The sequence below is a fragment of the Exiguobacterium sp. genome (assembly GCF_020832205.1).
GTDB lineage: Bacteria > Bacillota > Bacilli > Exiguobacteriales > Exiguobacteriaceae > Exiguobacterium.
On record NZ_JAFIFD010000026.1, the window covers coordinates 60,493 to 74,621 of the forward strand.

Here is a 14,129-nt window from a genome sequence, read left to right on the forward strand (position 1 = left end):
GATAGGGGGAGAAAAGATGGAGCGCACGATCACAGTGAAAGGTACGGGGAAAGTATCGGTCAAGCCGGATTTGATTGTCTTGCGAATGGATGTGACGTCACGGGCGGTACGATACGAAGAGACGATGAACGAGGCGGCGACCGCGATCACACGGCTTCAAAAAGCGATTGAAAAGGCAGATTTTGAGAAGTCCGCTTTGAAGACGACCGACTTCTCGATCGATACGGATTATGAGAGCTATCGCGATGAGGAAGGCAATTATAAATCCCGTTTCCGCGGTTACGTCTGCAACCAAAACACAAAGCTCGAGTTTCCACTCGACACGAAACGACTGTCGCGTGTCATCGAAAACATCAGCAACTCGCTCGCGGAACCGAAACTGTCGATTCACTTCACAATCAAAGACGCGGACGCGGTGCAAGACGAACTGCTTGCGAGCGCCGCTGAGAATGCGCGGCATCGGGCTGAACTGTTGGCGAAAGGAGCCGGGGCGACGCTTGGTGAGTTGCTTCGAATCGACTATACGTGGGGCGAACTGCACATCTTTTCCCCGACGCGTCTGACGTTCAGTGACAATATCCTCTACTCAGAAGAGCGCATGCCGGAACTCGAACCGGACGAGATCGACTTGAGCGACAACGCCACGTTCGTCTGGGAAATCAAATGAGACGTGTCCCTTGGCTCATCGTCATGTTGCTGTCGATCACCGTCTCGGTCCATGCCTTGTCCTGGGCGTATGCGTTCGTCGTTCTGGACGGACGGTTATATGAAGTAACGGATGTTGTCGTCACGGAGGCCGAGCTAGGTGAAGTCGTCGGGGAAGTCAAGACGATGGCAGACGATATGACGGGACGCCATTACGGCGACGCCTCCAATATGTATCCGATCGGCACGAAGTATCGAGAAGTGATCGGAGAGCCGATTGAAGACGTGATTGCGGTCGAGGACGGATCGGAGTGGAAGCGGGCCGAGTATATCCGTGACGCCCCGTTCAGCTTGCGTGATCACCTTGACACGGTCGCGTATGTGGCGGTCGGGATTGGAGTGTTTCTATTTGGAATGAACCGAGTGAGGAGAACGAGATGAACTTATATGATTTTGAGAGCTATGTCCCGAAACGGATTGAAAACCGCGGCTACGACTATTATAAGGGTGGTGCAATCGAACGCGTATCGGAAAAAGAGAACACGCATACGTTCGACGTATATGGCAGTGACGTGTATCGAGTGGTCGTCCTATGTGCGAATGAGTGGGTGATTCAATCATCCTGCGATTGTCCATATGAGAAAGGGACGTGCAAGCACGAGGTCGCTGCCTTCTATTTATTGCGCGATCGACTCACTTCCGGACCATCGTTTGATTTAGAGACAGCACTCGGGAAATTGAAAAAGTCAGACCTCATCGACGTGGTATTGAGGTTGGCACGTGACCCTGATGTGTATGATCATCTTGTACAGGACTTGGCTCCTCCACGACGACTGCCCGAGACGTTCATGCAACGTTGCGAGCGTGAGATAGCAGAGAAGTTCTCGAGTGGCATCATCCCGCAACAGGAAATCCCGAAATTGAGACGATACTTGTTCCGGAAAATAGACGAGCTACGTTCGAATCCGGATCCGGTTGCACGCCTCTTTACCGGCGTGACGTTTCTTCATACAGTCACACCTACTATAATGATGTGCGACATGTTTATCGAACTGTTATGGGCGGTGCGAGATACGGTGACCGATGTGCTTGTGTCCGCGATTGAGGAGATACCGACACAAAATCGAACAGCTGTATTTCAGCGTTTGATTTTGTTGTGGCACGAGTTGCGCCTCGGCGTCTACAATGATGTACACGTCCGGCTGTTACAGGCGATTGTTCCTCTATATGAAGGAGACAAGGCGTTCCTCATTGAACAAATCGATCGATTCAAAAATACACACGCCGAGGCGAGTGACTTAGAACATCTGGACAGGTTCATCAAATTGTTGAAAGAAGAAGGGCAGTTAAATGATAGACGTTCCTCGAAAACGGGAACAGATTCTGTGTAACGTCGTCTAAGTTCATATAGAGAGAAGGGATCGGTATGCACATTCTCATCATCTATGACTCGATGTACGGCCACACGGAAAAAGTTGCCCACGCCATTAAGGACGGATTCAGCGAGTTACACCATGTCCGGGCCGAACAAGTCGGCCATATCGGCTACGGGGATTTGGCCAACCTCGATTTGCTCATCGTCGGTTCGCCGACGCACGGCGGCCGCGAGACAGAAGACGTGAAGACATTTTTAGACGGCTTATCCGACCATGCGCTGCGTGGGATGCGGGCCGCTGCGTTCGATACGAGCATGGCGGAAGACGACCAAGGCTTCTTCGTCGGGAAAATCGTGAAATGGTTTGGGCACGCTTCGACACGGATTGAGCGGGAGCTGATCGAAAAAGGGGCGGAGCCTGTGCTCAAAGAATCGTTCCTCGTCCTCGGTAAAGAAGGGCCGCTCAAAGACGGAGAGCTCGAACGGGCACGTGAGTGGGCGATGGATTTATTCAAAAATTGAGTGAACGCATTCCAAACGGAGTGCGTTTTTTTGTGGGGTACGTGAGACGAAACGATTCGAAAACGGGTAAATAGAAGTATGGCCTTGTCTCTAGATAGGAGGGAGAACGATGAAAAAATGGGAACGGGATGTCCTCGTCGGTTGGATTGTCGTGTTGCTCGTGCTTGTCGCCCACTATTTGATCACCGTGTCACTTGGAAACACTTATTTCGCCGAGGCGACGTTGAACCGGATGCTTTGGTTCTCAAGTTTCCCGGCCTTCTTGATCGCGTTTGTCGCAGCACTCCTCATGAAAACAGGTACGCTCACGCTCGCCGTCCGGCGCGGTGTCATTTGGACGGCAGAGCTTCTTGTCGGATTCGCCGTCATCGCTTGGTTTTTCCGGGCGTTTGAAGCGTTGTTCGCGAGCCCGGGTGCGTATTGGCTGTTCGGTGCCGTCCTGCTCGCCCCGCTCGTCTACTTGTTCGAGTTCCGGCGTCAAAACCGCGGCACGAAAGCGGGCGCCCATTGACTTCGAAAACGCCGCCGCAAGGAGGCGTTTTTAGCTTGTCCTGGAATGGGAATGGGATAAGGAAGACAAGAGGAGGGAATTGACATGAGCCATTATTTTTCAAAATCTTATGAAGAGTCGCGGGAGAAGTTTCTTGCGCTGCTCGACACGGTCAAACAATATTATCCGAGTGCCCGGACGATGTCCCATTCGATCGGGGACGGCACGATCGACTTGATCATCGGGGAACCGCCGGGCTCGCGTGAGTCGATGCTGCTGATGACGATCGGCGAGCACGGGATCGAAGGGTATGCCGGGGCGGCCGTGACCCATCAATTCGTCGCGGAACAGTTGCCGCATGTCCGCCACGAGTCGATAGGTGTCTGTTTCATTCACGCCGTCAATCCGTGGGGGATGAAACATTTCCGGCGCGTCAACGAGCACAACGTCGACTTGAATCGAAACTACGTCATCGACCGGGAGTCACTGCCGCGTAACGTCAACAAAGAGTATGAAGTGATGCGGCATATGTTCGTGCCGGACGGGGTGATCGACGATTATCACGAAGCTCGGGAACATATCTATTCGTTCCTCGGCTCAGGCATCAAGCTCGACGGGTTCGATGCGATGACCGCGGCGAAAGGGATGGGGCAGTATCAATTCCCGAAAGGCGTCTATTACGGCGGAGAGTCAGATGAGCCATCGGCGATTTTCATGAAAGAGATTCAATACGACTTGCTCGACCGTTACGACCGGATCGTCCACATGGACTGGCACACCGCCCTCGGACCGACGAATGAAGTGACGATGGTCGTCAGTGAGCGGGACGGTCGCGACGCCGAGACGCTCAAGCAGACGTACGGCTTGAAAAACGCGAAGACGTTCGACCCGAACGACGTGCTCGGTGATTCAACGAACCATTTTTATTACGTCCGCGACACAAAGTTCCCGGACAAACAGCTCGTCTCGGCGTTGTTCGAGTTCGGCACGTTCGGTACGTCGACGAAGGCGTCGATTCGTGAATTTCTGACGATCATCTTGGAGAATCGGTTGTATTTCGAAGGCACGAAAGATCCGACGGCACGGAACGAGATTCAAAAAGAGTTCATGGCGATGTTCTACCCGGACGATGCGCAGTGGCGCGAGGCGGTGCTCCGGGAAGGGGCGACGACGATCGAGCACGTATTGAAAGCCGAATCACTCTGGCGCGAGCGTTGACAGGTTTTCACTTTGCGGAATCGGGAAAAGTCGCTTGTGGGCAACAACGGCTCAACATGAAGATGCGGAGGTCATATGATGGGGAACTACATTACGGCTCATGACGGGACGAACATTTACGTCGACGACGTCGGTACGGGCGAGGCGGTCGTCTTCTTGCACGGTTGGCCGGCGAACAACAACATGTTCGAATATCAGAAGAATGCGTTGCTCGAGGCCGGATATCGCTATGTCGGAATCGACTATCGCGGTTACGGGAAATCGGACACGCCGGCGACGGGGTATGACTATGCGACGATGGCGTCTGACGTCCATATGGTCGTCAACGGGCTCGGCGTGAGGGACTTCACGCTCGTCGGTTTCTCGATGGGCGGGGCGATCGCCATCCGTTACGCGGTCGATTATCCGGACGACGGGTTGAAAAAGCTTGTCCTCGCGGGCGCTGCCGCCCCGGTGTTCACTCAACGTCCAGATTATCCATATGGGATGACGAAAGAAGAAGTCGACGCCTTGATTGACGATACGATGAAAGATCGGCCGAAGATGCTCGAAGGGTTCGGAGAGATTTTCTTTGAACAAGAGCACTCGAAGCCGATGCAAAACTGGTTCCATCACTTGTCGCTCATCGCCTCGAGCCACGGAACGATCGCCTCGGCGAAAGCGCTCCGCGATGAGGATTTACGAGAAGACCTGGGGAACGTGCCGGTCGAGACGCTCATCATTCACGGGGTCCACGACAAGATCTGTCCGTTCGAGTTCGCCCTCGAGATGGAAAAAGGAATCCCGAACGCCCGTCTCGAGCGGTTCGAGGAGAGCGGTCACGGGACGGTGCTCGACGAGATGGACAAGTTCAATCAGACACTGCTCGGATTCATTTGACGGCAAGAGACGCCTTCGATTAGGCGTCTTTTTCACGTCTTCGGAGGGGTAGCACAGAATCGTTTCGGGTATACATAATATGGGAGACTTGTTGCCGGGTTTGGTCATTCGGCAAACGTTTTCAACTGAAACGATTGATGGATGGATCATTTCATGAAGGGATGGTGAAACAATTGTGGGGAGCGACCATTTTTTGCGGTCGACCGCACGATTCATGGTACAATGATGGGGTGGATTAACAGATTGAGGAGAGATTTGAGATGAATATCGCTTTCTTTTTATATCCGAAAGAAGACGTCAAATATTTAGACCCGGAGTCGACGGTGCGCCAAGCACTCGAGAAGATGAAGCATCATCGCTTCACCTCGGTGCCGCTCGTATCTGAGAACGGCTTTTATGCCGGGACGATGACAGAAGGGGATTTACTCTGGGCACTCGCCGAGCAACTTCGCGGGGAAGAAGACTACGAAAAAGTGCTCCGGACACGATTGAAAGACATCAAGCAGCGCGTACGCTATAAACCGGTCGCGATCACGGCGCAAATCGAGGAACTCGTCGATGCGATCACCGATCAAAACTTCGTGCCGGTTGTCGATGACGGTAAGTATTTCATCGGCATCATCCGGCGCCGCGACATCATCGAGTATTACTCGACGAAGTTAAAACAGCTTGAAAGTAAAGTAAATTAAACCTTGAAGCCAAGTCGATGGATGACTTGGCTTTCCTATCGTTCACGTAAAAATGAAAAGAGGAACTGAAAATGAATGAAGAAGAAACGTTTGTCATCGAGTCGGTCTCACCAAATGAGCGCTACGTCTGTGTATTCGAAGATGATGGGGAGACAGGATACGTTTATTTTTGTCCGCTGGATTCTTCAGGGGAGATGGAAGGAATCGCGGACGCGCTCTGGATTTACGACCAAATCGCACCGCCGATCGAAGCGTGTGAAGAAGTCGGATTTGCCTGGGACGACCGTTCGTCGAAAGTCGCGTTCATCGTGGACGGAGAATGTTGGGGTATGTTGGACCTGAACACGAAACGGAAACTCACCGCACCGCGTGAGCATAACGCCATCGTCTCGCTCCCGATTGAACTATGGGAAGCGGGCATCCCGGCGTCAGAGGGAGAGGCTCTACAGATGAGTGTTGAGAGCTGACGTTCATGAAAAGCATAGTAAAATATATGGTCGTGATCGTCTTGGCCATCGCGCTCTTATACGGCTACAATACGTTTGTTCCGAAAAATCTCCTGACATTTATCATCGGCCTCCCGATTTATGTTGGAATCCTTCTTTGGGTCGTGAGTCTCTTTGAGAAGAGGCAGAGTGTGTCTTAATTCTGACAGGGAGAGAAGTGTTTTTAGAGAATGTTTAGGAATACCTGAGACAAGAGACGAAGTATGCAATAAAGCGAGCTGTAACGCAAAAGACGACTTCCACTAGGAAAGTCGTCATCATGTGTCACTTGATTAAAGGGGAACGCCGGACGAGCGAGTTGAAGAAGCTCATGCCGAATATCACACAGAAAATGCTCACGCAACAGTTGCGTGAGCTCGAGGCGGACGGGGTCATCATCCGCACCGTCTATGAACAAGTCCCGCCAAAAGTCGTCTATTCACTTTCCGACTATGGCTGGTCGTTGCAACCGATCCTTGACGCGATGTGCGCATGGGGGGGAGGGGCATATCGAACAGACGGGAGAAGAAGTGATTTCTTAAAGAAACGAAAAGACAGCACTTCTTGAGCCAACAAGAAGTGCTGTCTTTTTCATTGTTAAGAGGCGGATACATCTTTTGAGGCAGTCGAATGTTTACTCCATAGCGTCTCCATCTCTTCGAGCGTCTTACCTTTCGTCTCGGGAACGAGTTTCCAAACGAACAAGGCAGACAGAACGCTCATCACGCCATAAAAACCATATGTCATCGTGCCGCTAAATTCCATCATCATCGGGTACGTCGATGAGATGAAGTAGTTGGCTGTCCATTGGGCAGCGACAGCGATGGCGACGGCTTGTCCGCGGATTTTGTTCGGGAAGATTTCTGAGATGAGCACCCAACAAATCGGTCCCCACGACATCATGAACGAAGCCGTGTAGATGACGATAAAGATCAATGTGCCGATTCCGATCGTATTCGTGTAGGCCATAGAGGCGACACCGAACATCCCGATTGCCATTCCGACCGAACCGATGATAAGGAGCGGCTTCCGGCCGACTTTATCGACGAAGAGGATGGCGATAATCGTGAAGACGACGTTGACGAGTCCCATGACGACGGTCTGCATCATCGAGGCGTCTTTGGCGGCGCCCATGCTCTCAAAGATCCGCGGTGCATAGTACAAGGCGACGTTTATGCCGACGAACTGTTGAAACACGGAGAGCAGGATTCCGATTGTGATAACGAGCTTGCCGTAAGTAAACAACTTGGCCGAGGAATGACTGACAGACGATTTGATCTCTTGCATGATCGCTTCGGCCCGTTCTTTTCCGTTGATGCGGCTAAGGATGTGGAGCGCTTTGTCTTCCTCTCCTTGAAGCGCCAAGTATCGAGGCGTCTCTGGTACGATCAGCAAGAGAGACCCGAAAAGAAGGGCGGGAATGGCTTCTGAGGCGAACATATACCGCCAGCCGATGTCATCAATCCAAGCAGCCGTTTGTCCGCTCGTGATGGACCAGTTGACGAAGTAGACGACGAGCATCCCAAGAATGATTGCGAATTGGTTCAACGACACGAGACGTCCGCGGATTGCGGCAGGTGCGACTTCACTAATGTACATCGGGGTGATGGCTGAAGCGAGGCCGACCCCGATTCCTCCGATGATGCGATATAAGTTGAACGTTAACAAGAGGGCAATCGTCGGATCACCTTTCGTAAAGAAGAGTACTTCCGGGTAGGCGGAACCGAGTGCCGAAAAGAAGAAGAGCGTGGCCGCAAAAATCAACGATTTTTTACGACCGAATCGACTGGCGAATATCCCGGAGATGACCCCTCCGATGATACAGCCGATCAATGCCGAGGAAGTGGTGGCCCCGTGGACGAGCGAGCTCAAGTCCAGTCCTTCGATGAAATACTTTTCGAGTGATTTTTCTGCGCCTGAGATGACGGCAGTATCATAACCGAACAATAGACCGCCCAACGTTGCGACGAGCGTGATGGTCATGAGGTAGAGCGTGTTTTGATTTTGTTTCATCACGTAATGCCCTCCTTAAAGTTGATAACGCTTACAATTCAAATTTAAAAAATAAGTTAGTTTGTTTGACGGATAAACTAACTATACTTATCATACAAAATAGAACTCGAATTCTCAACTATATTTTTTCAGTTTTTGTATAATAGAAGTAGAGAATATGGGGAAGCGTATCGAAGCGATGCGCGCAATGTAAAATTAGTTCGTATAAAGGGGAGACAAAGTCATTGGTGAAACGAGACATAACCGCTGATCAGCAGCTGGTGAAGAAAATGAACAAGACGGTGTTGCTAAATGAAATCATTCGAAGCTATCCGATCTCACGAGCAAAACTTTCAGAAGTGACGGGGTTGAATAAATCGACCGTCTCGGCTCAAATAGGCGTGTTACTGGACGAAGAGCTCATCTTCGAGATCGGACAGGGCCATTCCAGCGGAGGGCGACGTCCGGTCATGCTCGTGTTCAACCAACAGGCCGGATTCACGATCGGGGTCGATTTAGGAGTGAAAGCCATCAACGCCGTCTTGACCGATTTGAAAGGCAACGTCATCGAGTCACTGACTACCGAGTGGGCAGAAACGGACGAAGACGCGGAACCGAAAGTACGGGAGGCCATCGATGCCTTGCTTGCGAACATGCCTTCTTCTCCGTACGGGTTGATCGGGATCGGCGTTTCTGTGCCGGGACTCATCAATCGAGAGCAAGAAGTCGTGTTCGTCCCAAACCTTCGCCCGGACGTGACGGGCTTGAAGCATGCGTTAGAGAACGGTTACGACGTGCCTGTCAATCTAGAGAACGAGGCCAACGCGGGCGCATACGGCGAGCGGCGGTTTGGGGCAGGGAAAGATCACGAAGAGATGATCTTCGTCAGCTTAGGGACAGGCGTCGGGACCGGCATCATCTTGCACGGCGAACTGTATCGAGGCGAGGAAGGGTTCGCCGGCGAGTTTGGGCACATGTCGATCGAGTATAACGGACCTAAGTGCACGTGCGGAAACCGCGGTTGCTGGGAATTGTACGCCTCTGAGAAAGTGTTATGGGACAAGTACTTGCCGGGTCATACGGTCGACACGTTACAGCAAAGCTTGCAAGCGAACGAGGCGTCCGTGTTGAACGAACTGCAAAAGTGGTGCTTCTACGTCGGAGTCGGATTGAACACGGTGTTGAACGTCTACAACCCGAAAGTGATCATCATTCAAAGTCGCGTCATCGAATCGCACCCGATGGTGTTGAACATGATTCGAACCGCGATCTCATCGCGTGTCTATACGCAAGCCGATCACGCCTTCGAGCTCGTTCCGTCAAAGCTGAGCGACCACGCTTCGGCTATCGGGATGGCATCCCTTGCCATCGAGCAGTTTTTACAGCGCCGGATGATGCAATGACAAGAAGCCCGTCACCTTCAGGTGGCGGGCTTTTCTTTATGACGTGAACGTCCACGTCGTCTCGGTCCGGTACGTCTCCCCGGGGCGCAAGATGACGTCACGGTCGATCAAGTTCGGGGCTTTCTGCGTCTCTAGGCAAAGACCGGTCCGTTTCTGACCGTCTGGAAGCATATTGCCGGAGTAGAACACGACGCAAGGATCCGTCGTCTGAACGGACAGCGTGCGCCCGGAAGAATGGCGGAGCTGAATCTGAGGGCCGTCCGTTCGCTCGAGGCGGAACGGGTGGTCGAAACCGCCGGCGATATGGAGCTGCTCGTCGTCAGAAGCGAGACCGTCCCCGATGCGTTTTGATTGTCTGAAATCAAAGGCGGGAGAATCCGTCACTCGTTGCACGTGATCGGGGATGAGCGTCTCGTCGAGTGCATAAAATGCGTCACTTGCGACACGGAGCGTATGGTCGTGAATTGGCGCGGCCGTCCCCGACAAATTGAAATACGTATGATTTGTCATGTTCATGACGGTTGCCGTGTCGGTTGTCGCCTCGTGGCGGATCGTCACGGCGCAAGGGCGAATCGTGTAAGTGACTGCGACGTTCACATGCCCCGGGTAACCGTGATGGCCATCCGGGAACGCCCGTTCAAACCGGATCGTCACGTATTCGGCGGACCGATCGACCGTAGGGGTCCAGACGGCTTTATGAAAGTCATCACCATGCAAGTGGTGTGGCCCGTCGTTCGCCGGCAAATAAACCGTCTGGTCATCGAGCGTGAACTGCGCTCGTTCAATCCTTCCGGCGGAGCGACCGACGACGCAGCCGAGGTAATAGTGATGACTCGTATAATCTTCGAGCGTGTCGAGCGCCAATACGACGTTGTTGACGTCACCGGCACTGTCAGGCGCACCGATCTCCGTGATCGTGCACCCATAATCGATACAAGAAAACGTGAAGGAATCCGCCACGACCCGATGGCGAAGGACGGGCACGCCATCGATCGTCCCGTAAAGGTCTGATTGATAGTCCATGGCCGCGCTCACTTCCGTCGGAACGCCGACAAGCCGCTTGATAGCTGCTGTGTTGCCGGATAAACGTGCTGGTACAAGTCGAACAGCGCACGGTAGCGCTCGACGTTGTCCGCGATCGGTTCGTATCGCTTCGCCTCGTGGATGAACACTTCACTGCACGCCTCTAAACTCTCGAACCATCCGCATCCGTAAGCGGCCAACATGGCGGCGCCGAGCGCACACCCTTGCTCGTTGGACAGTTTGATGATTGTGGCCTCGAAAATGTCCGCCTGCATTTGAAGCCAGTCCTCGTTCTTGGCGCCGCCTCCGATCGAGACGATCGACGTGATCACTTTCCCTTCCGCCCGAAACAGTTCGAGAGATTCTTTCAATGAGAAAGTGATGCCTTCCAAGACGGCACGCGAGAAGTCGGGGAGAAGATGCGTCGAGTCCATCCCGATAAAGCTACCGCGCACCATCGCATCCGCATAAGGGGTCCGCTCCCCGACGAGATAAGGGGTGAACAACAGACCGTTTGCGCCGATTGGGACGTCCTTCACCGCGGCGAGCAACTCTTCGAACGACACGTCCGGTGCGAACGTGTCCTTGAACCAGGACAAGCTATGCCCGGCCGCTAACGTGACGCCCATCGTGTAGTAAGCATCTTGCTTGGCATGGTTGAAGTAGTGGACTTTACCCTTGAAGTCGAGTGAGGCAGCCGATTCATACGACAAGACGACGCCGGACGTCCCGATGCTGCACATCGTCTGTTGGTCTTTTAAAATACCCGCGCCGATCGCACCGCACGCGTTATCAGCCCCGCCGGCGAAGACGCGGACGTGCGGAGACAGCCCGGTTCGTGTCGCGAAGTAGGAGCTGATCGGGCCGACCGCATCGGAAGACTCGATGAGCGGTGGACAAAGAGAGCGGGGGACACCGACCCGTTCACAGATGTCCGCGCTCCATTCTTTCGCAGCGATATCGAGTAATAGCGTCCCCGCTGCATCAGAATAGTCCATATGCAATTGACCGGTCAGCGCATAGCGAACGTAATCTTTCGGCAGCAAGAAGACGGCGGCTTGAGCGAATAAGTCCGGTTCATGTCGCTTCACCCATAACAATTTAGGCAACGTGAAGCCTTCGAGCGCTGGATTTTTCGTGACCTCGAGCAACGTCGGTCCTAACAGCTCTTCGATGTCTTTGCATTCTGCGGTCGTTCGCGTATCGTTCCACAGAATGGCGTTGCGCAACAGTTGATGCTGGGCATCGAGCAAGACGAGCCCGTGCATTTGTCCGGAAAAACTGATTCCTTCGATGTCTTCCCGGTCTCCTGCAAATCCCATCACGAGTTCGGCCAAGGCGTTGACCGTCTGTTCGACCCAGGCGGACGGGTCTTGTTCGCTGTAGCCTTCGCGTTCTTGAATGAGCGGGTACGGACGGCTCACTTCACCGTGGATGTGTCCTTCCTGGTCGACGAGGATGGCTTTTACCGCGCTCGTCCCTAAATCGATTCCGATGACGTATTTCATCTGTCTCATCCTTTCTTACTCATATGATGTAAAAACCCAGACCCCATCGTGGAGTCTGGGCGTAGCGGTTAAGGGCGTTGTACATCCAACAAATATTGGTTCAGGATGTGACGGAGCTGTTCTTGACGTCCCGATTTATTTTGGATATCGGTGAGACCGAGAGCGTGAGCTTCTAGTTTGTGGAAGTCTGTTTGACCCGAGACGATGTCTTTTCCGATTCCTTCATTGTAACTAGCATAGCGGTCTTGGATGATGTTTTCGAACACACGGTCGTCGATCAAGCGCTGGGCGACTTTCGCACCGACCGCGAAGCTGTCCATGCCGGCGATGTGGGCGTAGAACAAATCTTCCGGCTCGAATGAACCACGACGGACTTTGGCGTCGAAGTTGAGGCCGCCGCTGCCGAGGCCGCCGTTCAACAAGATCTCATACATCGCGAGCGTCGTCGAGTAGAGGTCAGTCGGGAATTCGTCTGTGTCCCATCCGAGGAGCGGATCCCCTTGGTTTGCGTCGACCGAACCGAGCATACCGTTCACGCGGGCGACACGGAGCTCATGCTCGAACGTATGGCCGGCGAGTGTGGCGTGGTTGGCTTCGATGTTGAATTTGAAGCGGTCTGCCAAGTCGTATTTCTGTAAGAAGGCAAGGCCTGTCGCGACATCGAAGTCGTATTGGTGCTTTGTCGGTTCTTTCGGTTTTGGTTCGATCAAGAACTGGGCGTCAAAACCGATTTCTTTCGCGTAACTGTCGGCCATATGGAAGAAACGGGCCAAGTTGTCGAGCTCAAGACCCATGTCCGTATTCAAGAGTGTCTCGTATCCTTCACGCCCTCCCCAGAACACGTAGTTCTCGGCGCCGAGCTCTTTCCCGACTTCGAGACCTTTTTTCACTTTCGCGGCCGCATAAGCATACACGTCTGCGTTCGGTGCGGTGGCTGCCCCGTGGATCCAGCGCGGATGTGAGAACATGTTCGCCGTGTTCCAAAGTAGTTTCGTGTTGCTCGTCTTCATGTACTCTTTGATCATCGAGACGATGACGTCGAGATTCCGGTTTGTTTCGGCAAGCGTGCTGCCTTCAGGCGCGATGTCGAAGTCGTGGAAGCAGAAGTACGGGACGTTGAGTTTTTCAAAGAACTCGAACGCCGCTTCGACACGGGCTTTGGCGAGATCCATGCCCGATAAGCGGTCGTAAGGTCGAATCATCGTCCCTTGTCCGAACGGGTCGCTCCCGTCGGCAGTGAACGTGTGCCAATATGAGACGGCGAAACGAAGGAGCTCTTCCATCGACTTCCCGCCGACTTGCTCTTTTGGATTGTAATGTTTGAACGCGAACGGATTCGTCGACCCTGTTCCTTCAAATGCGATTTGTCCGACACCTTGGTAATATTCTTTCTTTGTATGAGTTTGCGACATACTTGTCATCCTCCTCGATGTTGTAATCGTTTTCAGGAATAGAATACAACAATCTTTTTAGTTTGTCTATCGAACAAACTAAGTTTATTTAATAATTTCTTTGAACTTTCTTATCGTGAGCTTGCTCACAGGTTAATGTGCCGTCAACTCGGGTACATTGTCAAAGACAAGGAGGGGACAAGATGGAAGTGAAAACATATCGATTTGAAGATGACGGTTCAATCCCGAACAACCCTTATTTTCCGGTGTTGTTATATAAAGAGGCGTTCACGGAGACCGATGCCATCCAGTCGACGTTTGAGAACAACGGCTGGGGCAACAGCTGGGTGAACGGCGTGTTCGACTACCACCACTATCACAGCAACACGCATGAAGTGCTCGGCGTGAAGTCTGGTCGGGCGACGGTGCAACTCGGCGGGGCGACGGGGGACCTCGTGTCGCTTCAAGCAGGGGACGTACTCGTCTTGCCGGCCGGCACCGGTCATCGC

The 14,129-nt window shown here is 53.0% G+C and carries 15 protein-coding genes and 1 pseudogene; 12 read left to right on the forward strand and 4 right to left on the reverse strand.

Going from position 1 to position 14,129, the window contains the following annotated elements:
* Positions 1-16 precede the first annotated feature (16 nt).
* From JJU47_RS06360 to JJU47_RS06405, 10 genes and pseudogenes are all read left to right on the forward strand, one after another.
* A complete protein-coding gene (locus tag JJU47_RS06360; protein WP_228617285.1) occupies positions 17-667 on the forward strand; it encodes an SIMPL domain-containing protein in 651 nt (216 codons plus the stop codon).
* On the forward strand, positions 664-1,086 hold the full coding sequence (locus tag JJU47_RS06365; RefSeq protein WP_228617287.1) for a hypothetical protein: 423 nt from the start codon (positions 664-666) through the stop codon (positions 1,084-1,086). Before JJU47_RS06360 ends, JJU47_RS06365 begins: the two co-directional genes overlap by 4 nt.
* Positions 1,083-2,036, forward strand: coding sequence for an SWIM zinc finger family protein (locus tag JJU47_RS06370; RefSeq protein WP_228617290.1), 954 nt, complete (start codon positions 1,083-1,085; stop codon positions 2,034-2,036). Before JJU47_RS06365 ends, JJU47_RS06370 begins: the two co-directional genes overlap by 4 nt.
* Positions 2,037-2,071: 35 nt before the next feature.
* The gene (locus JJU47_RS06375) at positions 2,072-2,542 is read left to right on the forward strand and encodes a flavodoxin family protein (protein ID WP_228617293.1); all 471 of its coding nucleotides are present in this window, start codon (positions 2,072-2,074) and stop codon (positions 2,540-2,542) included.
* A gap of 109 nt (positions 2,543-2,651) precedes the next feature.
* Entirely contained in the window at positions 2,652-3,053 is a 402-nt protein-coding gene (locus tag JJU47_RS06380) for a hypothetical protein (RefSeq protein WP_228617295.1), read from the forward strand.
* Between the two features lie 84 nt (positions 3,054-3,137).
* Positions 3,138-4,250, forward strand: coding sequence for a M14 family metallopeptidase (locus JJU47_RS06385; protein WP_228617298.1), 1,113 nt, complete (start codon positions 3,138-3,140; stop codon positions 4,248-4,250).
* A 78-nt stretch (positions 4,251-4,328) separates the two neighbouring features.
* Complete coding sequence (locus JJU47_RS06390) at positions 4,329-5,129, forward strand: alpha/beta fold hydrolase (protein WP_228617300.1); 801 nt, start codon at positions 4,329-4,331, stop codon at positions 5,127-5,129.
* Positions 5,130-5,389: 260 nt separating this feature from the next.
* Positions 5,390-5,818 (forward strand): CBS domain-containing protein, encoded by a 429-nt coding sequence (locus JJU47_RS06395; RefSeq protein WP_024370530.1) that lies wholly within the window; start codon positions 5,390-5,392, stop codon positions 5,816-5,818.
* Between the two features lie 71 nt (positions 5,819-5,889).
* Complete coding sequence (locus tag JJU47_RS06400; RefSeq protein ID WP_228617303.1) at positions 5,890-6,285, forward strand: DUF2251 domain-containing protein; 396 nt, start codon at positions 5,890-5,892, stop codon at positions 6,283-6,285.
* Positions 6,286-6,532: 247 nt separating this feature from the next.
* Positions 6,533-6,845 (forward strand): annotated as a pseudogene (locus JJU47_RS06405) (winged helix-turn-helix transcriptional regulator).
* Between the two features lie 55 nt (positions 6,846-6,900).
* Here the strand turns inward: JJU47_RS06405 and xylE are convergent.
* Positions 6,901-8,316 carry a D-xylose transporter XylE gene (gene xylE / locus JJU47_RS06410; protein ID WP_228617305.1) on the reverse strand — a complete coding sequence of 472 codons (1,416 nt, stop codon included), beginning with the start codon at positions 8,314-8,316 and terminating at the stop codon, positions 6,901-6,903.
* 269 nt (positions 8,317-8,585) lie between these two features.
* Here xylE and JJU47_RS06415 point away from each other — a divergent pair, with 269 nt between their 5' ends.
* Positions 8,586-9,698, forward strand: coding sequence for an ROK family protein (locus JJU47_RS06415; protein WP_228617317.1), 1,113 nt, complete (start codon positions 8,586-8,588; stop codon positions 9,696-9,698).
* Positions 9,699-9,734: 36 nt separating this feature from the next.
* Here JJU47_RS06415 and JJU47_RS06420 read toward each other — a convergent pair whose 3' ends face one another.
* The 3 genes from JJU47_RS06420 to xylA form a co-directional block, all read right to left on the reverse strand.
* Complete coding sequence (locus JJU47_RS06420) at positions 9,735-10,721, reverse strand: aldose epimerase family protein (RefSeq protein ID WP_228617308.1); 987 nt, start codon at positions 10,719-10,721, stop codon at positions 9,735-9,737.
* Between the two features lie 8 nt (positions 10,722-10,729).
* Positions 10,730-12,229 (reverse strand): xylulokinase, encoded by a 1,500-nt coding sequence (gene xylB / locus JJU47_RS06425; protein ID WP_228617320.1) that lies wholly within the window; start codon positions 12,227-12,229, stop codon positions 10,730-10,732.
* A 68-nt stretch (positions 12,230-12,297) separates the two neighbouring features.
* Complete coding sequence (xylA, locus tag JJU47_RS06430; protein WP_228617310.1) at positions 12,298-13,641, reverse strand: xylose isomerase; 1,344 nt, start codon at positions 13,639-13,641, stop codon at positions 12,298-12,300.
* Positions 13,642-13,823: 182 nt separating this feature from the next.
* Between xylA and JJU47_RS06435 the strand changes: the two genes are divergently transcribed.
* On the forward strand, positions 13,824-14,129 hold a 306-nt coding region (locus JJU47_RS06435; protein WP_228617313.1), incomplete at its 3' end, for a cupin domain-containing protein.